Origin of the sequence: Streptomyces sp. M41(2017) (genome assembly GCF_002078175.1) — a bacterium.
Taxonomy (GTDB): Bacteria; Actinomycetota; Actinomycetes; order Streptomycetales; family Streptomycetaceae; genus Streptomyces.
Map to the genome: position 1 here is coordinate 5,438,442 of NZ_MWFK01000001.1, position 21,936 is coordinate 5,460,377.

A 21,936-nucleotide genomic window follows, 5' to 3' on the forward strand; every position below is an offset into this window, starting at 1 on the left:
GGGTCCCCACCGGCGCCCTCCGCCGTCGTTCGGACGGAGTTCACACCTGCGTCATGCCGAAGTCGTGCCGGCGTGAGACCTGAAGGGCCAGAACCATCAGATGCGCGCGATTGCTGACTCCCGCCTTTCCCCGGATTCTGCGCAGATAGGTGTCCACCGTGTGCGGGCTGAGATTCATTCTCCGCGCGATGGAGGAATAGGTATGGCCTTCGGCGAGGTAGCCCAGAACTTCGAGCTCGCGGTCGCTGAGGAGTTCCAGGATTTCGACGGCGAACGGACTCACACGTGTGCCTTTCATGGGGAGTGAGGGCCATGGGGCGGGCTCCCCGGTGCTCCAGGGAGGGTGGAGCCGGTTCGGTCGCCGTCACGCGGCGGCCCCGGCTGCTGAATCGCCGGTCAGGCCGCACCTGTGTGCCCTCCGCGCGCCGTCGAGCAGGGCGTCGGTCGCACGGGCTAATCTGAAGCGTGTGTTCGGATATCGACACGGTGGGGGCGCGGACGCAGTGCTGACCGGACGCCCGGACCGCGAGCAGCGCGTGGAACAGCGGTTATTACCCGTCCCAGGCGCGCTCGCAGGGTCCTCGCTCTTGCTCTCGGGGGCCGTCCCGGGCCCGCCGGATCGCGCGTGCGGTGAGGCTCAGGCGGCCGTGTCGGTGCCGGCCGTGAGCTGTCCGGCCGTACGCGTGGCGGTGGGGACGGTGATGACGCGCCCGCCCCAGCCGCTGTCGCCGTCCGTGTTGCCCTCCGTGGCGGCCGACGCCGTGACCGCGGTGCGGGCCGGTGCCGACGTCGAGGCCTGGGCGGCTCCGACAACTCCGCCGAAAGCGATGGAAGCGGCGGCGAGAGCAATGGCGGCGGCGCGGAAGGACTTCATTGTGGGCACTCCTGTATTTGAATTCTGGACGGATTCGGGGATTCCGTTGCGGCGGTTTCTCCGTTGCCTCAAGACTCTCGTGCCGCACGTGGTCCTGACTACCGATCACGGTGCTCACCAAGCTGCCTCGCAGCAAAACGAACAGGGGACGAAGTGTTCATAGCGGACGAAAGTAGGGCATTCGAACCGCCCGTGCGACCGAACGAAAGGGAAATCGCCCTCTATAGGTGGGTCGCCAGGAACGAGCGCATGGACCCCGACCGGGCCGCGCGAGAACTGGGCCTCGGCCGCGACGAGGTCGACGCCGCCGTCGTCTCCCTCACCGAACTGGGCCTGATGAAGGCCGACCCGGACGACCCGAGCCGGCTGCGGCCGGTCGACCCGGACCTGGTGGCCGCCGTGGTGACGACCACGATGGAAGCCGAGATCCGCACCCAGCAGGCCGAACTGCACCGCATCCGCGACCAGTTCGCCGACCTGCGGGGCCACTACCTGGACAGCATCAGCCGCGGTTCCGTCGGCCTCGAGGTCATCCCCCGCCTGGAGGAGGTCAGAGCGGCACTCAACCGTGCCTCCGAGGAGTGCGCGCAGGAGATGCTCACCAGCCAGCCCGGCGGCAACCGCGTCCCCGAGGTCCTCCAGGAGGCCCTCGCCCGCGACAGCGCCATGCTCGGCCGCGGTGTCCGCATGCGCACGCTCTACCACCACACCGCCCGCTTCAACGGGCCCAGCCAGGCCTACGTCTCCATGGTGTCCTCCCTCGGTGCCGAATACCGCACCGCGCACGAACTGTTCGGCCGCCTGATCGTCTTCGACCGAAAGGTGGCCTTCATCCCCGAACGCGGCGGCACCTGGGGCGCGGTGGTCATCCGGGAACCATCGGTCGTGAGCTACCTGTGCGAGGTCTTCGAGCAGGCGTGGATGCAGGCCGCACCGTTCTCCGACGCCGCGACGGACGGACTCGAACTCGTCGCCAAGGACATCGACCGCACCATCGCCCGGCTGCTCGCGGCCGGCCTCAAGGACGAGACGATCGCGCGCCGGATCGGTATGTCCCTGCGCACCGCGCGCAAGCACATCGCGGACATCATGGAGACGCTCGGCGCCGAAAGCCGTTTCCAGGCGGGGGTGTTGGCGGCACGGGCGGGGCTCCTCGACGACGAGGCGGAGGACGTTCCCACTCCCGGCTGAGCGGCCTCCCACCGGAGGGCGCCGGTCCGCCGGAAGGGGCCGCGACGTGCCGTGGCCCCTGCGGTACCGTGATCCCGGGACTGCCGCACCACCGGCCCGGTCCGAGAGAGTTCCTGCAAACCGCAGGGAAGGGGACCGGTCCGACGACGCCGCCCATCCCTGCGGCCATGTGGCGGAAGAACAGCAGATCTGTCCTTCCCGGATGTTCCGTGCACGAAGGACGGGCCCTCCGCGCACGAACGACACCGCACATGGGCACCGGTCCGGCCTCGACGCCGTGCAGGTCCCACCCGCGGGCGACGGCGCGGTGGGCGACCTCACCTGCGTCGCGGCACGCCGGAGGGTCTGCGCCAACGGGAGCGGGAGCACGACGTGGACTTCGAATCGACCTCGGTCACGGGCAGAGCCGGCCTGGACCTCTTCGTCAGGGACGTGGCCCTGTGCCTGTCCGTCAACCGGGACAGGACGCCGGCCCTGGTGTGGCCGGAGGGCATCGAGGCAGTGGTGGCCGCGGCACGCGCGGCCCCACCCCTCGGCACGCCACCACCCTCATCCGAAGTGCCGCACCAGGCAGCCGAACTGACGGCACGTCTGGGTACGCTCCTCGGCTGCACGGTGGTCAGTTCGTCCGTCGCCCTCGCCCGGGGCGACCGGCACACCGGCACCACCACGGAGACCGACCTGGTCCTGCTCCCGGTGCACGGAAGCTGCGGCGGCCGCGTCGAACCGGCCCACCCCCCGCACCCGTCGTCCACCCGACCACCGCACACCCTGGACCTGCGCCTGCGCCTGCGGGTCGGCGAGGCCCTGTACCTCCCGCGCGGGTACACCTACACCCTGGACGACGTCCACACCTCGTGCACGCTGCAGCTCCTCGGCCTGCACGCACCCGCGTGGTGAACGACCCGCACAAGGTCTCAGCGCCCGAGGTGATGCCGACGCCGAGACATCGGAGCGTGGCGGTCGACGAGGGCCGGGCGGACGGCCCGCCCCGTCGGCCGCTGCTCCGGCTCCTCCCGCGCCGGACCGGCGACCTGCCCCCGGCGCACGCGACAGCCGAGCCCGCGGCCTGGCCGACGGACCCGCCGGAGGGATCAGATCTTCGACTTGCGCAGCGAGTGCCAGGCCGCTCCGGCCAGAGCCCGCGCCGACCGGGGAACCGAGAGGTGTTCGTGCTCGCGGTAGAGGGCCCAGTTGTACGGGACGAGCCCGAGCTTGTTGGAGGACAGAGACCCGGCGCGCCCCGCCCGGTACACCGCCAGTGGTTCCCGCAGGCCGCAGGCGTCATGGCCGTCACGCATGATCGACAGCCACAACGCGTAGTCCTGCCGCTTGGGCATGTCCGGCATCAGCCTCGTACCGAGCAGCCCACGGTCGTACATGGCGGTCAGCGCCCCGATGTGGTCCTGGGTGAGCATCGCCCGGTAGTCCACACGCTCTCGCGCCCAGATCACGCGGCCGTTGGGGGCGAAATCGGCCGCCTCACCGTCGTACTCGGCATCCATCTTGTAGTACGACGTGAACGTCAACGGCGTACCGGACGTCGCCGCGAACTCCAACTGCCGCTCCAGCTTCGTCGGCAGCCACATGTCGTCACTGTCGAGGAAGGCGACGTAGTCACCGCGGGCCCGAGCGATGGCCTGGTTGCGGGCTCGGGCCGCGCCCCCGCGGCCGGGGGCCGCCTCCGGGCGGACCCGGTCGTCCTGCCGGGCGAGGTCGTGGAGCATCTCCATCGACTCGTCGCTGGACGCGTCGTCGATGGCCAGGAGTTCGACATCGGTGTGCGTCTGCGCGAGCACCGATCGCACCGAAGATCCAAGAGTGGCTGCCGCGTTGTACACGGGCATGACGACAGACACCAGAGGCACGGGTTTCCTCACTTCGTACCAGCGATTGACGGAGCCCGAAGTGTAGTCGCAGGTTCCGGCCGCCCGGTCCCCGGCCGGGCCCTTCCCGCGGCCCGGCGCGCTCGCGGGCCGTTTCCGCCACGACCGGGACGGACGCCCTTCGCGCCGTGCACCGCCGACATCGGCGCGAAGCCGGACGCCAGTAATAAAGGTTCTGTCACAGGGGTATCGGTCCGGTCCGACAGGTCTGAGCCGGCAACGCAAACGGCCTTAATTCCCCGTCGCAGCAGCCCAGTCCGAGGCGAACACGCCTCTCACGTCAGCAGAGAAATGGCGGATGCCGGACTCACCGCGCTGCTCGGCGCGGCCGCTCGTGCGGGGCATCGTGCGCGACGCCCACACGGGCGACACCTCCCGCAAGACCGCGGACATCGCGCTCGCCGCTGAGCGGGAGCACCAGCTGTACCTGTGCGTGAAGGGCTCCGCGCGCCCGCGGCCGACGTCCTCGGTGACAGCCGGATCCGCGACTACCCGTTACGGGACTCCGCCGGCAGCGTGCACCTCGGCAGAGCCCGACCTTCGGAAGGAACAACCAAAGCAAGCCGTTGAAGCGTACCTACCAGCCTTTGCCGCACCTTCCCGCACGTATCCCTGTTTACTGTCCACTGGCACCTGGTCACGTCGGAACAACCAGAGGGAGCCGCGCTGATGGAGGAGGTTGCCGCCGTGGGTGCGACCGCCGTGGCTCAGCCGGGCCCCCAGGGCCGCCAGGGCGAATACGGCGCCGACCTGACGACACGCGCGAAAGCATGTGCCCCAGACGGCTGCGGACGGACCGACCCGCCGGTGGCTGACCGTGTGCGTCGGCCCAGATTCCCGCGTCGCCCACGACGGTCGTTAGGATCCTCGGCCGGGGTAGATCACTTCCCTGGCCGTCTCCCTTGCTGGAGCTCCTCTTGGACATGGCTCGTCGGAAGATCCTCGCCGCACTCGGCGCGACCACCGCGCTGAGCGTCGTCGGTGGCTGTGCCTCGCGCCCCGGCTCCGAGAGGGGAACCGCCCGACGGGCGGGGGCCCAGGACATCGCGCACGTGGCGTTGGGACGCCTTCTGCCCCGGCATCAAGACCAGGTCGCCTTCCGCGCGCTTCCGGCGAAGGACGGTGCCGACATCTTCCGGGTCTCCGGCGCGAGGGGACGGATCCTGGTGGAGGGCAGCACCCCGGCCGTGCAACTCGCCGGATTCCACCAATACCTTCGCAGCCATGCGCACGCCCACTTCTCCTGGAACGGCGAGCAGACGGACTTGCCCCCGACGCTGCCCGGGCTTCGTCGCCCGCTGGAGCGCACGGCCAACGTGGCTCACCGGTTCGCCCTCAACGACACCAGCGACGGCTACACGGGCCCCTACCACGGCTGGGACTACTGGGAACACGAGCTGGACGTCCTCGCGCTCCACGGCTTCAACGAAGTACTCGTCTACATCGGTGCGGAGTCCGTCTACCACCGCCTGTTCCAGCGACACGGCTACACGGATACCGAGATGCGGTCCTGGATCGCCGGCCCCGCACATCAGCCGTGGTGGCTCCTGCAGAACATGTCCGGCTTCGGCGGACCGGTGTCCCGGCCACTCCTCGACCATCGCCTCGCACTCGGCCGAAGGATCGCCGCACGGCTCCGCGAACTGGGTATGACACCTGTGCTCCCGGGCTACTTCGGCACCGTTCCGCCCGGCTTCACCGACCGCAATCCCGGGGCCGACGTCGTGCCGCAAGGAGAGTGGGCCGGTTTCGCCCGCCCCGACTGGCTCGACCCGCGAACCGACCATTTCGCCCGCGTTGCCGCAGACTTCTACCGCATTCAGGCCGGGCTCTTCGGCGATTCCAGCATGTACAAAATGGACCTCCTCCATGAAGGAGGCAAGCCAGGGGACGTACCCGTGGGTGACGCTGCCAAGGCTGTGGAGAAGGCCCTGCGCGTCGCCCACCCCGGCGCCGTGTGGAACATTCTCGGCTGGCAGACCAATCCCCGCAGGGAGATCGTCGACGCCGTCGACAAGAGCAAGATGCTCATCGTCGACGGGCTTTCGGACCGCTTCCCGGAAGTGGTGGACCGTGAGACGGACTGGGACCGCACGCCCTACGCCTTCGGCTCGATCTGGAACTTCGGCGGCCACACCACCATGGGAGCGAACACCGCCGATTGGCCCGCTCTGTACGACAAGTGGCGGACCAAGGACGGCAGCGCACTGCATGGCATCGCCCTGATGCCGGAGGCCGCGGACAACAATCCAGCGGCATTCGCGCTGTTCAGCGACCTCGCATGGACGGAAGGCCCGCTGTCCCTGAACACCTGGTTCGAGGAATGGTCCGTCCAGCGCTACGGCGCCCCCGACCAGCACGCCGCGACAGCCTGGGACATCCTGCGACGCACCGCCTACGGCACCACCCGCCGGGACAGCTGGTCCGAGGCCCACGACGGCCTCTTCGGAGCCCGCCCTTCCCTGAAGGCGACGAAGGCGGCTTCCTGGTCCCCCAAAGCGCTGCGCTACGACCCCACCGAGTTCGCCAAGGCACTCCCGGAACTTCTCGCAGTGTCAGCGGAATTGAGGCGGAGCAGCGCCTACCGCTACGACCTGCTCGACGTCACTCGGCAGGTCATCTCCCATCGCAGCCGAATCCTCCTCCCGCAGATCAGGGCCGTCTACGAGGCAGGCGATCGCACGGCCTTCGGGCGGCTCACCGCGGAGTGGTTCCGATGGATGCAACTCCTGGAGGAGACGGTGGCCACCGACGCACGGCACCTCCTTGGTACGTGGATCGCCGACGCGCGCAGTCGGGGAGCAGACCCTAGGGAGCAGGAGCAACTCGCACACGACGCGGTCTCGGTTCTCACCGTCTGGGGCGACCGCCCCGCCGCGGACAAGGGCAAGCTCCGGGACTACGCGAACCGCGAGTGGGCCGGTTTGATCGGCGGCTTGTACACCCTGCGATGGAGGACCTACTTCGACGACCTCGACGCCGCACTCGCCGAGGGTCGTGCCCCCAGGACCTTCGACTGGTTCGCCATCGAAGACGAATGGGTCCGCACCCATCCGCCGTACGCCACCGAGCCCACCGGCGACATCTTCGTCATCGCGCACAAGGTCCTGAAGGCCACTCGACATTGATGAGTGCCCGGCCACGGCAGCGATGCGAGGGTGCCGGGCCGGCATCGACCCGCAGCAGTCTCAGCCGGTCGCCTCCGCGTCGCGGAGGCTGAGGGCGAGGTCGTTCGTCATGGTGAAGAACGGCTTGGTGCGTGTGGCACCTCGGGTGGGGTGGGTGAGACGGGCGGCAGGGACAGTGTCGGTCGTCTTGCGGTCGACGATGTCGCCGCCGATGCGACCGATGGGAATCGGTGCGCCGCTCGCGCTCAGGCGAAGGTACAGGTCCCAGAGGTCGTGGTCCGTGGCCCGTTCGGCGAGCGCGGAAGCGTAGGGGACGGTACAGGTGAAGTGGCCCGGCCCAGGACCGATCCGGGTGATGGGCAGGACGATGTCATGGGCCTGGCCGTGGCGTGAGATGGCGACGACGGCGGCGGTGTCGGGCAGAGCCGCGTCGGGGCCGGGGGCCAGGAGCCGAGCGGAGACGACGGCGTGGTCGGCGGTCACGGCGAGTGAGGTGATCTCGGCGTGCGCGGGACGTTGCCAGACGCGCAGGGCGAGGTACCCGTCGGCCGTGGTGTACGGCAACCGGGAGATGACGACGTCTCCCGTGGCGGTGGGGGCACGACCGATGCTTCGGGCCTGCTCGGCCAGGCGGCATGTCAGCCGTATCCGGTCCTTGACCGGGGCGTCGCGGGGCAGGACGTAGCAGTCCCAGCGCCCTTCGGCCAGTTGGTGACGGTCGGCCTCGAGAGTGATCGCTCCCGGCGCCTGCCCCGGGGCCGTCGCAGCGTCGGGGAACGGCAGGCGGATTTCGCGGCCCTTGGGATCCCGACGCATCCGAGCCAGGAAGTCGAGAGGCCCAGAGGGCAGGGCGCCTGCGTCCAGACGGACGGAGAGCGCGCCACTCGCGAGCACACGGGCTGTCGCGACCGGGCGAGAGCCGAGCTTCTCCTGAACCGGTGACGCTGTGGTGGGCGCCGCTGTGTGCGCCGCGGGCCGGGCTGTGGGCATCGCGGAACGCAGCCGTGACAGCAGATGGCCCCGGCCTCGTCTACCCGCCTTGCCCCGCTCACGCATGGCCTGGAGTTGGCCGATGAGGGTTTCGTAGCGGTCGGCGATCGCTGGTGGGGCGAAGTCGGCGGCTCGCTCTCGCGCTGCTGGGCCGAGGCGCCTGCGCTGTTCGTCGTCGTTCATGAGGTGGTGGAGGGCGGCGGCGTAGCCGTCGGTTCCGCTGTCGAGGTCGACGAGGAGTCCGTTGGTGTTGTGGTCGATGATTTCGGCGGGGCCGTGGGGGCAGTCGGTGGCGATGACGGGGACGCCGCAGTGCATGGCTTCGACGATGGTCATGCCGAAGGACTCCATGTCGGAGGAGACGGCGGCGATGGCTCCCTTGGCCCACTCGGTCTCGATGGGGGAGACCGGACCCATGAGGAAGATCCGGTCATACAGGCCTAGTTCGTCTATGCGGGCGCGCAGGGCCTTCTTCTCGGGGCCGCGGCCGTAGATGCGCAGGGTCCAGTCGGGGTGGGTGTCGGCGACCTTGGCGAAGGCGTCGACGAGGCGGTCGTAGCGCTTGACGGACACCAGTCGGCCGGCGGCGACGATCACCTTGGAGTCGAGGCCGGCGAGTTCGACATCGGGAGTCGGCACCGCGTTGGGAATGCACAGAATGAGGGTGTCCAGATCCGTCAGTGCGTTTCGGTATTGGCGCGCGTCGGCTTCGGAGACGGTGACGAAGGCGTCGAGGCCGGCTATGGCTTTGTTCTGGTGGCCGCGCAGGGTGGGGTTGTGGGCGTCGAGGCTGAGGTGTTCTTGGCCGATGCGCAGGTAGCGGGGTTGTCCGTCGCGGGCGAGGTAGCCGTTGAGGTCGGGGCGGGTGGCGATGACGATGTCGGCGTCGGTGGTGCGCAGCCAGGTGCCGATGCGGTCGTCCTGGAGGGCGGAGTAGGGCAGGCGGGCGGAGTTCGCGGCGGCGCCGGTGTCGGGGAACATCGTGCAGGGCTGCTCGGTGAGTGGGTGCGCGCCGTCGTAGGTGGGGGAGTCCTCGCGCATGTCGATCAGTGAAGTGAGCCGCACGCGGGGGTGCAGGGGGATGGCGGGTTCGTCCTGGACGCGGTGCACGCTGACGACTTCCACCTCGTGCCGGTCGGTGAAGGCGCCGGAGAGGTTCGCGGTGGCGCGGATCGTGCCGCCGATGCCGTAGGCGTTGTTGATCAGAAAAGCGATCTTCATGGTGCTCCCGCGCACCCGCCGTCCGGGGAAGCGCTGTCGTCGGTGGGGCTGACAGCCGCCGCACAGGAAAAGGTGTAGACCAAAGATCAGCAGTGTATACAGAAGCCTCAACATCCATGAAGTCGGGCCATCGGCCACCTTGTCCTGAACCGGGGGACCAGGCGCCAGGCTGTCACTGGACCGTGAGGCCCGCCGCAGGCGCCGCGCTCGCCGGCCGGTGTCATGGCACACGGCAGGCCTGACGTCACGTGGCGTGCGCGGTCTGCTGTCGGAAGACCGCAGGCTCGCAGCAGTACGGTGCGATGGGGTGCGGCTGGACGCGCCGGATCGTCGCCGGTCGAGCCACCACCCTCGCGGGGCGACGAGCGAGCCGCCACACTGGTTCCATGGAATACGTCGGCCGGGTGCCCGCGCCGCCGCTCGACCGGTTCATCGACGACATCTACTGCCTGTCCGGGGTGCCGACCCACCGGCTGGTGAACGTTCCGCCGATGCCGTCGGCGCACTTGTTCCTCCACCTGGACGGGCCCGTCCGCCTGTGGGACTCCGACCGGGAGACGCCGCCGGCCGTGTTCACGGACGGGTGGTTCATGGGCGTATGGACCAGGCGCTTCCTCTTCGAGTACCCCGCCCATGTCCGGCTGGTAGGGGTGCACTTCAAACCGTGGGGGATGTCGCCGTTCGTCGACATGCCGGCGGCCGAGCTGCGCAACCGATGGGTACCCGTCGACGCCGTGTGGAGGCGCTCTGTGGACCGGATGCGCAACCGGCTCGGCGACGTCACGTCGCCGGAGGAGACGTTGCTCGTCCTGGAGGAGGAACTGCGGTCGCGGCTCGCCGACGCCCCGGGGCGCGGCCTCGACCTGGTCCGGCACACGGGCGGCCGTCTGGAGATGACGCATGGCGGGATCTCGGTCGGTGCGCTCGCCGACGCCGCCGGGGTGAGCGGAAATCACCTGGCCAACCTGTTCAAGGCTCATGTCGGTGTCACCCCGAAGCACGTGGCGCGGATCTACCGCTTTGCCCGGCTGATCATCTCCGTGGACGCCCAGGGGCCGGTCGACTGGGCGGAACTCGCGCAAAGGGCGGGCTACTTCGATCACGCCCACTTCAGCAGGGAGTTCAAGGACTTCACCGGTCACACGCCGACGGAGTACCTGGCTCTCTGGCGTCGATTCCCCGCCGAGCGGCGAGGCCCGCAGGACTACGGCCCGATGCCCGCTGATTGATTTCTTACATGCCCGGATCCTCCGGCCGCGCAAGGATTGCAGTGAACCCGCAACGAGACGTGGAGGAGGACCCATGGGCAGGGTGATCATGCACAGCGTGGTGTCGGTGGACGGCTTCATCGCCGACGAGAAGGGCGAGGTCGGGCCCCTTCACGAGTGGTACTTCAGCGGTGACGTCCCGATCGTCGTGGGCCGGGGCGAGCAGTACGACCATTCCGGATCCGAAAGCGGCTTCAAGGTCTCGCCCGCCTCCGCGGATCATGTCCGGTCGATGTGGGAGTCGATCGGCACCATCGTGATGGGCCGCAACCTGTTCGACCTGGTGAACGGCTGGGAGGGCAGGCCACCCGCGGGTGATCACGTGGTCGTGGTGTCCCATCGGCCCAAGCCCGAGGGGTGGCACCCGGAGGCGTCGTACCACTTCGTCGACGGCGTGAGGGCCGCGATCGACACGGCCCAGGAACTCGCCGGCGAGCGAGTCGTCGCCGTGAACGCCGGCGACGCCGGCGCCCAGATCCTCGCGGCCGGTCTCGTGGACGAGGTGGCGATGGACGTGGTCCCCGTGGTGTTCGGATCGGGCAGACGCTTCTTCGGCGGCATCGACGGACAGCACCTGCTGGAGGATCCGCACGTGGTCATCCAGGGTGACAGGGTGCTGCACCTGCAGTTCAAGGTGCGCCGCTAGAGCACAGGAAGACGGGAGCACGGGAGCACGGGAGCACGCGAGTGAATGCGGGAGTGCACCCGAAGCCGTTGTAGCGCCTCGTATTCCCCGCTACGCTCTCCGGGTGAAGCAGATCAACGTGCGTGTGGACGACGAGACCGCTGCCACCATCGAGAAGCGGGCCGAGGCGGCGGGGCTGACCGTGCCCGAGTACGCCAAGCAGGTGCTCGCTGACGAGGGCAACGACGTACGGCACCGCTTCCTCGCCGCGGGCGCGCACTTCACCGACCTCTTCGCCGACGCCTTCGCCGAGGAATTCGGGGCCCCGAACACCGACCGCGGACCGGCGGCCGCCGCGTGATCGTGCGCATCGACCGCGCCTGGCTTCTCGACCTCGCACACCGCCACCTTCCCGGAGACCCCGACGTCACGGACTTCGGAACGCTCGCGGCAGCGGCGGCCCGGCACACCGACGCGGTCATGGACACCCCCGTCTACACCGAGGTCCACCACCGAGCCGCCTCCCTCATGCATCAGCTGATCCGTTGCCCGGCGCTGGCGCACTCCAACGAACTCTTCGGCGCCGTCGTGGCCGCCTCGTACCTGTCGGTGAGCGGCGTCATCGTGGACGTACAGCCCAAGCAGGCCGCCGCGCTCGCGGCCCGCGTCAGCCGCGACGCCCTGGACGTCAGGGGCATCGCCGCCGAGATCAAGGGATGGGCCGCCCGCTGAGCTCCGGCCCGGGACGCACAGGCCGACCTCTGCCACGGTCCTCCTGGCCCCCCCCGGCACCCCATCCGCATCATCGCCGCGGACCGGCGGACCGGCGGACCGGGTTCCCCCACCGCAGGTCGGCAGGGGGAAGCGTGTAAGGGTGGGGCATGACGACAGACCGTTTTGAAGTCACTCGCCAGATCGCCGCACCCCCGTCGACGATCTTCGAAGTGCTGCGATCCCCGCAGGGCCACGTGGACATCGACAGCTCGGGGATGCTGCAGTCCGCAGAGGGCGATCGCGTGAGCGCGGTGGCGGACGAGTTCGTCGTCCACATGGACCGGGAGGCTCTGGGAGACCTCCCCATGGGCCGGTACGACGTCACGGTGATCGTCACCCGCTACGAACGGGACGCGCTCCTGGAATGGACGATCTCGGGCACCGTCCAGCCACCCATACGCCACCTCTACGGGTACCGCCTCGAACCCAGCCAGTGGGGCACCCTCGTCACGTCGTACTACGACTGGAGCCAGATCGAGGACAAGTACCGCGAGGCCGGCATCTTCCCCGTCATCCCGGAGGCCGGTCTGCGCGCCACGCTCGGCATTCTCGCTCGCACCGTCGAATCGGTCGACCGCCACTGATACGCGGCTGGGAGTCCCCTGATCCGAGCGGAGTCGAGAACCCTGGCCCGGCGGTGAGCCTCCGGTGGCAACTCCCCGGTAGGTGGGGCCGGTTCGTGAATCCGCCGGGTGCGGTGGAGAGGAACCTCCGCGCGCCTGGTGCCGCCATCACGGCGTTCGTCCGGTGAGCGAGCCGGTTGCGACGAACTCCTAAGCTCGGACGATCTCCTAAGCTCGGGTGATGCAGACTCCAGGCCTCGCCGAGATCCGATCACTGCACGAGAAGTACGCGCCGAACACCGAAGCGCTCGACGTGGTCTTCACGCACTGCCAGATCGTCTGGTCCATCGCGAAGAGACTCATCCCTTCCGCGGGCCGAGAAGTCGACGAGAACCTTGTACGGGCCGGCTCCCTGCTGCACGACATCGGCGTCTACCGCCTCCTCGACGCGTCGGGGAGAGTCGACGAACGCAACTACGTGCGTCACGGACTCCTGGGCCACGAAATCCTCGCCGAGGAAGGATTCTCCGAGGAACTCTGTCGATTCTGCTCCTGCCACACGGGCGTCGGCCTGACGAAACAGGACATCGAACGGCAGGGCCTGCCCTTGCCGGCCGCCGACTACGTGGCGGTCACCGTCGAAGAGCAACTCGTCATGTACGCCGACAAGTTCCACACCAAGTCCACTCCGCAGAGATTCCTCACGGCAGCCTCGTACGCTCGATACGTCGCACGTTTCGGCCCCGACAAGACGGCCGCCTTCGACAACCTGCGCGCGAGGTTCGGTGAACCGGAGCTGACCGACGTGGCGGCCGAGCACCGACACGCACTGGTCTAGCGGTCGCGAGCCCGCGCGCCATCGGGAACCTGGTCCAGGGGACGTCTCCCCCTTCCCGGCGGCCGGCGGCGATCACCAGCGCGCGACGGCCCCCTTCCGGCCTCCGATCGTGCGCAGGTACTCCAGGTACTGGACGGGGTCCGGTCCGTGAGCGAGGTCCTGGGCTCCGTGGCGGACGTGGGTCAACGTGCCGTCGGATGCGATGCGCAGCATGGTGGTGGCGTGGTGCGGGGCGTCGATGTCGCGCAGGGCGTCGGCGCTGGTGATGTGGATGTCGGGGCCGAACATCGTCGAGGCGTGGCCGGCGGTGGGGGCGGGCGCCTGGCCGGTGCGGTTGGCGCTGCTGACGTACAGGTGGGGAAACCGTTCCAGCAGCGAGGCCAGGGGCCGCCAGCGGGCGCCGAAGAGGAGCAGGTGGTTGTCGCGCAGGGCGGGGAGGGCCCAGGGGGGCGGGGTGGCGTCCTTGCGCAGGGGCACCAGCAAGGTGACGAGTTCGGTGCGCAGCAGGTCGAGTGCCCTGTCGAGGGCGGCAGGCGTCAGGTCGAGTGCGGGGGAGAGGTCCGCCCAGGTGGTGTCGTCGTGGACCCATAGGGCGACTTCCTGGCCGGCGGGTCGCCCCTTGGCCTTGTTGACCATTTGGGGATCGGTGGCGGCGACGACGTACGTCAGGGGGCTGGGGTTGGGCAGGATCGCGGCCTGTCCGGCGGCCAGGGCATCGGCGGCAGGGCAGGTGTCGGGCAGTGCGGTGCCCGGCATCGGGAGTCCGTTCAGGAAGCGGGCGTGGTGGTGGGCGCGGTGGCGTCGGCGGTGAGGCCGTCGAGGTAGGCGGCGAAGTCCGCGTCGGTGACGACGGCCCGGCCCTGCCGGTAGGCGCGGTCCTTGACCCAGGCCAGAGCGGTACGCGTGTGGGCCGGGGTGAGGTGATGACCGAGGCGTTCGGCGACCGCGCGCAGGACGCGTTGGCTGGCGAGGTGGGTCAGCACCACGCTCGGGGCAAGGCCCAGGTGCTCCTCGGGATCGTAGGGCTGGAACGTCCTGGGGTGCGTGAAAGGGGTGCCGGTCGAGATGGTGGCGACGCCGGTGCCCACGATGGGCGTGGTGACGGTGAGCGGGACGCCGGTCTCGGCGGACACCATCCGGGCGATGCCGGGCAGCCGGGTCAGGTCCGGTGTCGTCCACCACGGCGCGCAATCGGGGCCGAGGACCTGCGCGGCCTTCGCCGGATCGTGGGCGAGCAGGAAGAGCAGCTGCTCGGTGGCCACCATTCCACTGCGCTCGGCCATCCCGAGCCAGGAGCAGGCGGCCACCCTGGCCCCGCTCTCCAGCGCGGCCAGGGTGTTGGCCAGGCCGAGGCCCAGGTCGTTGTGCAGGTGGGAAACCAGTACCGCCTCCGGTCCCGCTGCGGTCGCCACCCGCTGGAACAGTGTGCGGGTCTGCCCGGGCAGCAGATCACCGACGGTGTCCGCCAGCACGATCGTGCCCGCGCCCTGGGCCGTCATCGACCCCGCGTACTCGCCGACCAGCGCGTGGTCCGCGCGTGGCGCGTCCACCAGGCACACGTCCACGGCGACTCCGTCCGCCAGGTCAACGGCCGCCTTGACCACGTCCAGGCCACCGGCCAGGGCCTCCCGGGCATCGCTGTGCACCAGGGCCTGCGCGGTCGCCTCCGACGCCGCCACGATCACCATCACGCGCGCGTGCGCCGCACCCCGGACCGAGCTCAGGGCCAGACGCACGTCCGACAGCGTGCCCCGGCAGATCGCCGCGGGGCTCACCGAACCCTGTGCCTCCAGCGCGACGTGACGCGTCGCCTCGAACTCCTGCGCACACACCGAGGGGAAACCCGCCGCGAACACCACATGCCGCGGCCCGTCCGCTCCGAAGACGGCCCCCTGTTCCCGGGCCAGGCGCACCCGGAAGTCGGCGCCCATCAATGTCTTGGCCTGTGCTCCGTCGCGCGCCGACTCCTCGAAGAGCACCACACGACCGGCCAGCGCCGACTCCCGCACCACATCCACTGACGCCACCACTCGACCCCGTCTCGACGCAATGGTCACGCACCCGGAACGGTGTGACCCCGCTCGCAGGATGGCAGACGAAAACCGCAAAGGCGGTGTAAATACCGATACGGCTCAGGCGGGTTGAGATCGTGGGATATCGTGCCGGACATCGACATCGGCGGCCCCCCGTCCAACGGTTCTCGTGTCGGACACCACCGCGGTTCACTGAAGTACCTGGAGCGAAGTCGGCTCTGCGGGAACCCCCCCACCCACCTTCATCAACAACCGCCTGTGGGGGACCGGCCGTTCGATCGAGTACTTCGACTCCAATCGCGAACCCGCCGGCAAGGGGCAGTACTTCATGCTGGGCGCGGGGCACTACACCACTGGAGTTGCCAAGGTCACCGTCAACTACGGCAACAAGCCGAAGGAGTACCCGGCTGTCATGGCGGGCGGCGCGTTCGTCTATGCGGCGGCTCTCCGTCCCGACACCGCTCCCGGCCCGCACTGCGCGGGTCCGAGCCCCTACATCCATGCCTACGACGCGTCAGGCAAGGAGGTCCACGACCAGACGAAGGACCCGCAGTTCACCAGCGAGCCGTAGGACGGCGTCCCGCGCGGTGAGGTCGGCGCGTGGAGGAGGACCGGGTCAGGCCTCGTGGAGGCGAGTGGCCTGATTCTGCAGGGCTGACACCATCGCCTGTGCCTGGGCGGAAGGGTGTGCCCGGGTCACGACGACGGTGGCGCGGCCGGGCCAGTGGCCGTCGGTGACAGGCACGGCGCGTACGCCCTTCGGCAGGGCGGGCAGCGCCAGGTCGGGGATGACGGTGAGGCCCAGGCCGGCGGCGACCAGAGCGAGGCGGGTCGACCAGCTGCGCGCGGTGTAGGTGATGCGGGGGTCCGACAGGGTCGGCCAGGCGCCGAACTGGGGCTCGCCCGCTGCCCCGTCGCCCACGATCCAGAGTTCCTGGGCCAGGTCCGCCACCGTGGTGCCGTCATGGCCGGCGAGGCGGTGCGTGTCCGGGACGACGACCAGAAGATCGCCCGGGAGCACCGCGGCCTGCCGGAGTTCGCTCATGTCGTACTCCGGCAGGCCGTGGCCGACCCCGATGACCGCCACATCCAGTCGGCCGGTCCGCAGGCGGCGGAGCAGGGCGGGTGTCGATGCCTCCTCCAGGACGACGGCGAGACCCGGATGCCCGGCGGTCACCTGCGCCGTCGCTCGCGGGACCAGGGCCATGGCGGCGGTGGGGTAGGCGCCGACCGTGAGGCGGCCCGCGAGCCGGTCGCGGAGACCGGCGAGTTCCAGCTCGGTCTCGGCCATGTCGGCCAGGATCTCCGCCGCGCGGCGGACGAGCACCTGGCCCGCCGGGGTGAGCGCGGCCCCGCGCCGGCCGCGGTCGAAGATCGGCGCGCCCGCCGCCGCCTCCATGGCCGCGACCTGACGGGAAACGGCCGACTGCGTGTAGCCGAGCAGTTCGGCAGCCCGCGTGAACGATCCGGCGGTGGCGACCTGGTGAACGATTCGGAGACCCGCGAGGGTGAACTCGGCCATGACCGCGACCCTAACATGCGTATTCCTCATGGAAACGATGACAATTCATCGTTGGACCGCATGGCTGGGAAGGTGCAGGCTGACGGTATGACACAGCGATATACGCGAGACGAACTGGTGGCGCGCCTGGTCCGGGCCGGCGAGCTGGAGGTGTCGGGCGAGGCTCCGGCCGAGGTCGCGACGTACTTCGACACGGAGAAGTTCCGCTTCCACGGACCCGACGGCTTCGCATCCGACTTCGCCGGGCTCGACGCCTACTTCGCGTCCGTGCGCGGGGCCTTCGACGACCGGTCGATCCGACGCGGCATCGTGGTGGCCGAAGGCGCCCACCTGGCCTGCCAGACGTGGATCGAAGGCACCTTCGTCCGCGAGTTCACCCAGTCACCCGTCGGCCCGCTGCCCCCGAACGGCAAACGCGTCGTCTTCGACCTGATGAACATCTTCCGCTTCGACGACCGCGGACGCATCGTCGAGGAGTGGGTACGCACCGACCATCACAGTCTCCTGCGCCAACTGAGCGCGGCGCGGGAGGGTCTCCAGGCAGGGGGCCAGCACCGGCCGGGGTGCTCCTGAGCGGCGCACGGGCGCCAAGAGAATCCCTCGCCTCCTCCGCGGCCTACGAGTTGGGCCCGTGCTCCCTGGCATGGATGGCCGTCCGGCGTTGTCGGTGCGGAGACGCCGGGGTGAAGGGTGTGAAGTACGCGGGTGTGTGGTCTATGGGCAGGTCAGGGCGCCAGGCTGTGAGGATCTGGGCGCTGCATACGAAGAGGCCGTCGGGGAGGCGGTCGAGGGGGTGCCATGCCCAGTCGCCCACGCTCTCGTGGGGCTGTGTTGCGGGTTCTCCCCGCCAGGCATGAACGATCGCTCCGACGGTGATCCGTGGGACTCCCTCCACGTGGTCGACGAGCGTGCCCAGGAGCTGAACGTCGCCGAGTTCGGCGATCAAGCCGGTCTCCTCGGCGAGTTCGCGAACGGCTGTGGCTTCGAAGGATTCCCCGGCCTCGACGGTTCCGCCCGGCAGTTCGAGGGTGCCGCGGCGATGGCGGCCGAGGAGAAGTCCCTGCTCGCTGAGGAGGATGGTTCCGACGCCGACGGCTGCGTGAGGGGTCGGTGGTTCGGTGGTGCGAGGGCGGCTGCTGATCCGTGCCGGCCGCTGCGTGAGCCGGCGGGCGTGGATGAGCTGTTGGGTGACGGGGACATTCTCGTCAGGGTGGCGCAGCAGGTCGAGTGCCTCGACGCGGAAGCCGTACTGCTTGAGCAGTGCCTCCCACAACGGGGGTGCCAGTACCCACATCTGGGTGGCCAAGGGCGGGTCGTCGCGCAGCAGGATCATCTGTTCGCGTGGAGCCGGTTCCGTGGAGGGCCCATGGCCGTGGAGGTCCGTGTGGAGGAGGGAGAGGACCAGTGGCGCTCCGGGACGCAGGCCTTCGTACAGTGCCGGAAGGGCGCGATGGGGGTCGATGAAAGCGAGCGTCCCGATGGCGTAGGCGGCGTCGAACGGTTCGGCGTCGGCCAGGTACTCGGCCACGTCTCCTTGGGCGAACTCCACATTGTCGATGTGTCCATGGGCGGAGATGGCGCGTTGATGCTGGGTTGGGGACAGTTCGATGCCGGTGACGTGGGCGCCGTGGGCCTGCGCGAGGTGGACGGCGTGGTGGCCGGCTCCGGAGCCGATGTCCAGGACGCGTCGGCCGGCGATGTCTCCGAGGATTTCGACGCCTGGTCCTACGCCCTCCCAGGATGTCCAGGAGATCTGGTCGGGGACGGGCGGGGAGTAGGCACGGGCGAGTTGGCGTCGGCCGTAGACGTTCCAGGCTTCGCTGTTGATGTCCTCGGCGGGCAAGTCGGCTCCTCGGTGGGCACTGTGACGCCGATCAGACATGCGTGACGAAGTACGCGGGACCCTCGCCGCGGCGGGATCTCTCGATGGCGTCGAGGCGGGCGAAGTCCTGAGGGGCCATCAGCGCCTGCCAGTCGGGTAGGTCGTGGACGGCCCACATGTCGTGTTCGGCGGGATCGAGGCGGATCCGGCGGAGCTGATCGGCGCTGAGCCGGCCGCCGTCGAAGATGAGGCCTACTTTGTCGAGGGGCGTCCGGGTGCCGGTGTGCAGGAAGTGCACCATGAGCAGGCGCGGGGTCTCCGTGTCGAGTTCGAGGCCTGTTTCCTCGAACGTTTCACGACGGGCGGTCCGGAGCGGGTCCTCTCCGACGTCGAGGTCGCCGCCGGGGAATTGCCAGGGCCGGGATCCGTGGACCGACCGCAACTGCACCGGCCGGTCGTGGTCGTCCCGTACGTACAGGCCGCCGTACATCGTGTGATGGGGAAGCGTCTCCGCGTACTGGGAGGGCGTCATCGGCGTAGGACGGCCGGGCCGCGCGGTCCGGTGGTCGAATGCGAGGACGATGACACCGAGTGCTTCTCGGGCCGGCGGGTAGATCGCCCGGAGGCCGGCCAGGAGTTCGGCTCTCGTCGCGTCCGGGTCGATGCGGATGTGGTCCTCCGCGTTGAGCAGCGCCTCGAACGAGGTGTACCAGGTGACCCGGTTCACCTCGATGTCGAGTTCCCGGCCGCTGCCTCGGTCGTGGAAGACGATCGTGTCTCCGACTGAGACTTCGGCCTTATCCGGGGTGGCCACGCGGACTTCGATCGTCTTGCGTCCGGCTTCGACCTGGTCGTAGTAGCGCTGAAGCAAGTGCATGTGGCGTTCGGGGGTGCCCGGTGCGACGTCGGTCATGAGCCTCCTCCTCATGTGCGGGTGCGGGCCGGAGCGGCCCCACCATGCTTCCTCCAGGACGGGTCGGTCATGCCGGATGCCCCAGAGTTTTCCGAGGGGCGGTGGGTCCTCGACGGGATCAGCGATGGCGACAACGGCGGGCAGCCGACCCACCCGGGCGGCACAACCCGCGGGAGAGTCCGAGGCGCTGAAGGCGCGGCGTACCGGGCCGCGCTCCGACAGGACGGGCCCTTTCAGCCCTCGGGGTCCTGGAAACGGGCCAGTTCACTGTCGATCATGGACTGTGCCCGGGACAGGACACGGGAGTTGTACGTGCCGCTGGCCCGGAGGGAGAGCAGGGCGTTCTGCTGGGCGACGGCTGCGGCAAGCATCAGTTCCTGATACTGCTCGCGGGGATTGACGTCCTCCGGGACGACCCCTTGAGGAGTGGGCCGGCGCCGACGGGCTTCGGTCCAGGTGCGCACCTGCTCCCGGATCACCGGATCGAAGGGGGTGCCGTCAGCCATGGTCAGACTCGGGTCGGCGAGTGCCTCCGTCACCTCGTCGGTCATGGCCGCGTACAGCTCGCCGAAGGCGGCCCGGTCGGCGGCCTCGTCGTCGCCGTCGACCCTCAGCCGGCGGATGACCCAGGGGAGCGTCAGCCCCTGGAGGAGCAAGGTCGTGGTGGCCACGGTGAACGCGATCAGGAGCAGTTGCGGCCGATAGGGAGTGTCGGACGGCAGTGTCTGGGCGGCGGCCACCGTGACGGCGCCCCGCATTCCCGACCAGGCGATCACGGTCCCGCCGCGCCAGCCGAACTTCTCGTTGATCCTGAAGTCGGCGTCGCTCCGGCCCCGTACCAGCCGTCCCTGAAGACGTTCCGGGTCGCTCTTCCGGAACCTGTGGGGCAGCTCCTGGCCGCTGTTGAGTTTGTCCGCGAGATCGTCCACCGCGGTGCGGAACGTCTCGGCCTTGTCCGCGTCGTGCCTGAGCGAGGCGACCAGCGGGACCAGGAACAACATGCGGGCCGCGATCGCCAGCAGCGAGGCCAGCAGGCCGATCCCGACGGCGTGCGTGACGCTCTGGCCCGCATCGCGTGCCTGGTCCACCAGCGTCCGGAGCTGCAGCCCCATCAGCAGGAAGATCCCGCTCTCCAACAGGAACGCGATGGTCTGCCAGTTGATGTCCTCGGCGAGCCGGTCCCGGGCGCGCAGGAAGCGCGGGCTCAGGTGGCCGCTGACCAGTCCCGTCACCACGACGGCCAGCACCCCCGACGCCCCCAGCGCCTCGGCCGGCAGGAACGACAGGAACGGTACGACGAACGAGAGCGCCGTGTTGGGGACCGTGTCCCTGAGCCGACCCCGCACCAGCACCGTCAGGACGCCCACCAGGACGCCCAGCAGCGTGGCGACGGCGACCGAGAACACGAAGTCCGCCCCCACCCTCCAAGGGTGCACGGAGGAGGTCATCGCGGTGATCGCCGAAGCCAGCAGGACCAGCGAGGACGCGTCGTTGACCAGACCCTCGCCCTCGAGGATGGTCATCAGCCGCGACGGCAGCCCGAGCCGCTTGCCGATGGAGGTGGCCGCGACCGCGTCGGTCGGGCTGATGATCGCGCCGAGCGCGAAGGCGGCGGCCAGTCCGAGACCGGGCAGCAGCCAGGCGAACAGATAGCCCTCGCAGAGGGTGGTGACGGCGACGAGCAGGACGGCGAGCCGCAGGATGGTCTTGATGTCCCGCCGGAAGTCGATGACCGGCATGTGCACCGCGGAGGCGTACAGCAACGGGGGCAGCACGACGGTGAGGACGAGCTCGGGCTCCACCTCGATGTGGGGAACCTCCGGCAGGAAACTGAGCCCGATGCCGACCACGACCAGGGCGAGCGGCGCGGCCACACCCACTCTGCGCGACGCGGCCGCCACCGCGACGACACTGATGACACCCAGCACGGCGACCAACGTCAGTTCCACGAGCCCGTTCCCATCCACCGCGATCTTCGTGCGTGCGGTGTCCCGGCCCGATCACATCCCGTGACCACCTGTCGTGCGGTTCGACCGGGCACACCGTGCCGGTGACGGCACTGAAGGCATGCTCTCAGATGGGCCCCCCGACATCGGGCCGCCCCGCAGACCCGGCGACGCTCACCTCCGACCGGCCGGACCGGCCGACGCGGCACCCATGACGGGTGGAGCGCCCCTGACTGGCGTCACCACAGTGGCGAGTTGGAGGATGGCCCTCTCCAGCTGGGCCACGTCGATGGACCCTGTGTTTCGACACGGCGCCGCACACGGTGGCGGCTCAGTAAGATC

21 protein-coding genes are annotated in these 21,936 nt (G+C 69.6%); 11 read left to right on the top strand and 10 right to left on the bottom strand.

Annotated features, from left to right (window positions below):
* Window positions 1–40: 40 nt before the first annotated feature.
* Both B0675_RS23770 and B0675_RS23775 read right to left on the bottom strand, forming a co-directional pair.
* Complete coding sequence (locus B0675_RS23770; RefSeq protein ID WP_241539850.1) at window positions 41–283, bottom strand: helix-turn-helix transcriptional regulator; 243 nt, start codon at window positions 281–283, stop codon at window positions 41–43.
* 354 nt (window positions 284–637) lie between these two features.
* Window positions 638–874 (bottom strand): hypothetical protein, encoded by a 237-nt coding sequence (locus tag B0675_RS23775; RefSeq protein ID WP_081220837.1) that lies wholly within the window; start codon window positions 872–874, stop codon window positions 638–640.
* A gap of 249 nt (window positions 875–1,123) precedes the next feature.
* Here B0675_RS23775 and B0675_RS23780 point away from each other — a divergent pair, with 249 nt between their 5' ends.
* Window positions 1,124–2,065 (top strand): helix-turn-helix transcriptional regulator, encoded by a 942-nt coding sequence (locus tag B0675_RS23780; RefSeq protein ID WP_203660213.1) that lies wholly within the window; start codon window positions 1,124–1,126, stop codon window positions 2,063–2,065.
* Window positions 2,066–2,437: 372 nt separating this feature from the next.
* On the top strand, window positions 2,438–2,965 hold the full coding sequence (locus B0675_RS23785; protein WP_081220839.1) for a hypothetical protein: 528 nt from the start codon (window positions 2,438–2,440) through the stop codon (window positions 2,963–2,965).
* Between the two features lie 194 nt (window positions 2,966–3,159).
* Here the strand turns inward: B0675_RS23785 and B0675_RS23790 are convergent, their stop codons facing one another.
* The gene (locus B0675_RS23790) at window positions 3,160–3,933 is read right to left on the bottom strand and encodes a glycosyltransferase family 2 protein (protein ID WP_081220840.1); all 774 of its coding nucleotides are present in this window, start codon (window positions 3,931–3,933) and stop codon (window positions 3,160–3,162) included.
* 935 nt (window positions 3,934–4,868) lie between these two features.
* Here B0675_RS23790 and B0675_RS23795 point away from each other — a divergent pair.
* The gene (locus B0675_RS23795) at window positions 4,869–7,079 is read left to right on the top strand and encodes an alpha-N-acetylglucosaminidase (RefSeq protein WP_081220841.1); all 2,211 of its coding nucleotides are present in this window, start codon (window positions 4,869–4,871) and stop codon (window positions 7,077–7,079) included.
* Between the two features lie 60 nt (window positions 7,080–7,139).
* On the opposite strand, the gene B0675_RS23800 is transcribed toward B0675_RS23795, so the two are convergent.
* Window positions 7,140–9,290 carry a glycosyltransferase family 4 protein gene (locus B0675_RS23800; RefSeq protein ID WP_081220842.1) on the bottom strand — a complete coding sequence of 717 codons (2,151 nt, stop codon included), beginning with the start codon at window positions 9,288–9,290 and terminating at the stop codon, window positions 7,140–7,142.
* A gap of 386 nt (window positions 9,291–9,676) precedes the next feature.
* On the opposite strand from B0675_RS23800, the gene B0675_RS23805 reads away from it, so the two are divergent.
* From B0675_RS23805 to B0675_RS23830, 6 genes are all read left to right on the top strand, one after another.
* Window positions 9,677–10,519, top strand: coding sequence for a helix-turn-helix domain-containing protein (locus B0675_RS23805; RefSeq protein WP_081220843.1), 843 nt, complete (start codon window positions 9,677–9,679; stop codon window positions 10,517–10,519).
* Window positions 10,520–10,592: 73 nt separating this feature from the next.
* Complete coding sequence (locus B0675_RS23810) at window positions 10,593–11,204, top strand: dihydrofolate reductase family protein (RefSeq protein ID WP_081220845.1); 612 nt, start codon at window positions 10,593–10,595, stop codon at window positions 11,202–11,204.
* A gap of 103 nt (window positions 11,205–11,307) precedes the next feature.
* Window positions 11,308–11,544 (top strand): ribbon-helix-helix protein, CopG family, encoded by a 237-nt coding sequence (locus B0675_RS23815; protein ID WP_081220848.1) that lies wholly within the window; start codon window positions 11,308–11,310, stop codon window positions 11,542–11,544.
* Window positions 11,541–11,915 (top strand): fic family toxin-antitoxin system, toxin component, encoded by a 375-nt coding sequence (locus B0675_RS23820; RefSeq protein ID WP_081220851.1) that lies wholly within the window; start codon window positions 11,541–11,543, stop codon window positions 11,913–11,915. Before B0675_RS23815 ends, B0675_RS23820 begins: the two co-directional genes overlap by 4 nt.
* Window positions 11,916–12,064: 149 nt before the next feature.
* Complete coding sequence (locus B0675_RS23825) at window positions 12,065–12,541, top strand: SRPBCC family protein (RefSeq protein ID WP_081220853.1); 477 nt, start codon at window positions 12,065–12,067, stop codon at window positions 12,539–12,541.
* Window positions 12,542–12,761: 220 nt separating this feature from the next.
* The gene (locus B0675_RS23830) at window positions 12,762–13,358 is read left to right on the top strand and encodes an HD domain-containing protein (RefSeq protein WP_081220855.1); all 597 of its coding nucleotides are present in this window, start codon (window positions 12,762–12,764) and stop codon (window positions 13,356–13,358) included.
* 72 nt (window positions 13,359–13,430) lie between these two features.
* Here B0675_RS23830 and B0675_RS23835 read toward each other — a convergent pair whose 3' ends face one another.
* On the bottom strand, window positions 13,431–14,114 hold the full coding sequence (locus B0675_RS23835; protein ID WP_081220857.1) for a hypothetical protein: 684 nt from the start codon (window positions 14,112–14,114) through the stop codon (window positions 13,431–13,433).
* 11 nt (window positions 14,115–14,125) lie between these two features.
* The gene (locus B0675_RS23840; RefSeq protein WP_241539851.1) at window positions 14,126–15,385 is read right to left on the bottom strand and encodes a 2-isopropylmalate synthase; all 1,260 of its coding nucleotides are present in this window, start codon (window positions 15,383–15,385) and stop codon (window positions 14,126–14,128) included.
* 334 nt (window positions 15,386–15,719) lie between these two features.
* Between B0675_RS23840 and B0675_RS23845 the strand changes: the two genes are divergently transcribed.
* Entirely contained in the window at window positions 15,720–15,962 is a 243-nt protein-coding gene (locus B0675_RS23845) for a hypothetical protein (protein ID WP_081220858.1), read from the top strand.
* 45 nt (window positions 15,963–16,007) lie between these two features.
* On the opposite strand, the gene B0675_RS23850 is transcribed toward B0675_RS23845, so the two are convergent.
* Window positions 16,008–16,913, bottom strand: coding sequence for a LysR substrate-binding domain-containing protein (locus tag B0675_RS23850; protein ID WP_081220859.1), 906 nt, complete (start codon window positions 16,911–16,913; stop codon window positions 16,008–16,010).
* 87 nt (window positions 16,914–17,000) lie between these two features.
* On the opposite strand from B0675_RS23850, the gene B0675_RS23855 reads away from it, so the two are divergent.
* On the top strand, window positions 17,001–17,486 hold the full coding sequence (locus B0675_RS23855; RefSeq protein WP_241539852.1) for an ester cyclase: 486 nt from the start codon (window positions 17,001–17,003) through the stop codon (window positions 17,484–17,486).
* A gap of 43 nt (window positions 17,487–17,529) precedes the next feature.
* Here B0675_RS23855 and B0675_RS23860 read toward each other — a convergent pair whose 3' ends face one another.
* The 3 genes from B0675_RS23860 to B0675_RS23870 all read right to left on the bottom strand — a co-directional run bounded on the left by B0675_RS23860 (window position 17,530) and on the right by B0675_RS23870 (window position 21,597).
* Window positions 17,530–18,756: an NUDIX domain-containing protein gene (locus tag B0675_RS23860; protein ID WP_107482715.1), complete on the bottom strand. Its 1,227-nt coding sequence runs from the start codon at window positions 18,754–18,756 to the stop codon at window positions 17,530–17,532.
* Window positions 18,757–18,787: 31 nt separating this feature from the next.
* Entirely contained in the window at window positions 18,788–19,648 is an 861-nt protein-coding gene (locus B0675_RS23865; RefSeq protein WP_241539853.1) for an NUDIX domain-containing protein, read from the bottom strand.
* Between the two features lie 233 nt (window positions 19,649–19,881).
* Window positions 19,882–21,597, bottom strand: coding sequence for a sodium:proton antiporter (locus B0675_RS23870; protein WP_081220862.1), 1,716 nt, complete (start codon window positions 21,595–21,597; stop codon window positions 19,882–19,884).
* Window positions 21,598–21,936 lie beyond the last annotated feature (339 nt).

What these genes read in the sequence shown, in the direction of transcription:
- B0675_RS23805 (WP_081220843.1), top strand. Translation starts at nt 9,677, where the DNA reads ATGGAATACGTCGGCCGGGTGCCCGCGCCGCCGCTCGACCGGTTCATC.
- B0675_RS23845 (WP_081220858.1), top strand. Translation starts at nt 15,720, where the DNA reads ATGCTGGGCGCGGGGCACTACACCACTGGAGTTGCCAAGGTCACCGTC.
- B0675_RS23775 (WP_081220837.1), bottom strand. Translation starts at nt 874, where the DNA reads ATGAAGTCCTTCCGCGCCGCCGCCATTGCTCTCGCCGCCGCTTCCATC.
- B0675_RS23830 (WP_081220855.1), top strand. Translation starts at nt 12,762, where the DNA reads ATGCAGACTCCAGGCCTCGCCGAGATCCGATCACTGCACGAGAAGTAC.
- B0675_RS23810 (WP_081220845.1), top strand. Translation starts at nt 10,593, where the DNA reads ATGGGCAGGGTGATCATGCACAGCGTGGTGTCGGTGGACGGCTTCATC.
- B0675_RS23850 (WP_081220859.1), bottom strand. Translation starts at nt 16,913, where the DNA reads ATGGCCGAGTTCACCCTCGCGGGTCTCCGAATCGTTCACCAGGTCGCC.
- B0675_RS23855 (WP_241539852.1), top strand. Translation starts at nt 17,001, where the DNA reads ATGACACAGCGATATACGCGAGACGAACTGGTGGCGCGCCTGGTCCGG.
- B0675_RS23825 (WP_081220853.1), top strand. Translation starts at nt 12,065, where the DNA reads ATGACGACAGACCGTTTTGAAGTCACTCGCCAGATCGCCGCACCCCCG.
- B0675_RS23800 (WP_081220842.1), bottom strand. Translation starts at nt 9,290, where the DNA reads ATGAAGATCGCTTTTCTGATCAACAACGCCTACGGCATCGGCGGCACG.
- B0675_RS23865 (WP_241539853.1), bottom strand. Translation starts at nt 19,648, where the DNA reads ATGACCGACGTCGCACCGGGCACCCCCGAACGCCACATGCACTTGCTT.
- B0675_RS23835 (WP_081220857.1), bottom strand. Translation starts at nt 14,114, where the DNA reads ATGCCGGGCACCGCACTGCCCGACACCTGCCCTGCCGCCGATGCCCTG.
- B0675_RS23780 (WP_203660213.1), top strand. Translation starts at nt 1,124, where the DNA reads ATGGACCCCGACCGGGCCGCGCGAGAACTGGGCCTCGGCCGCGACGAG.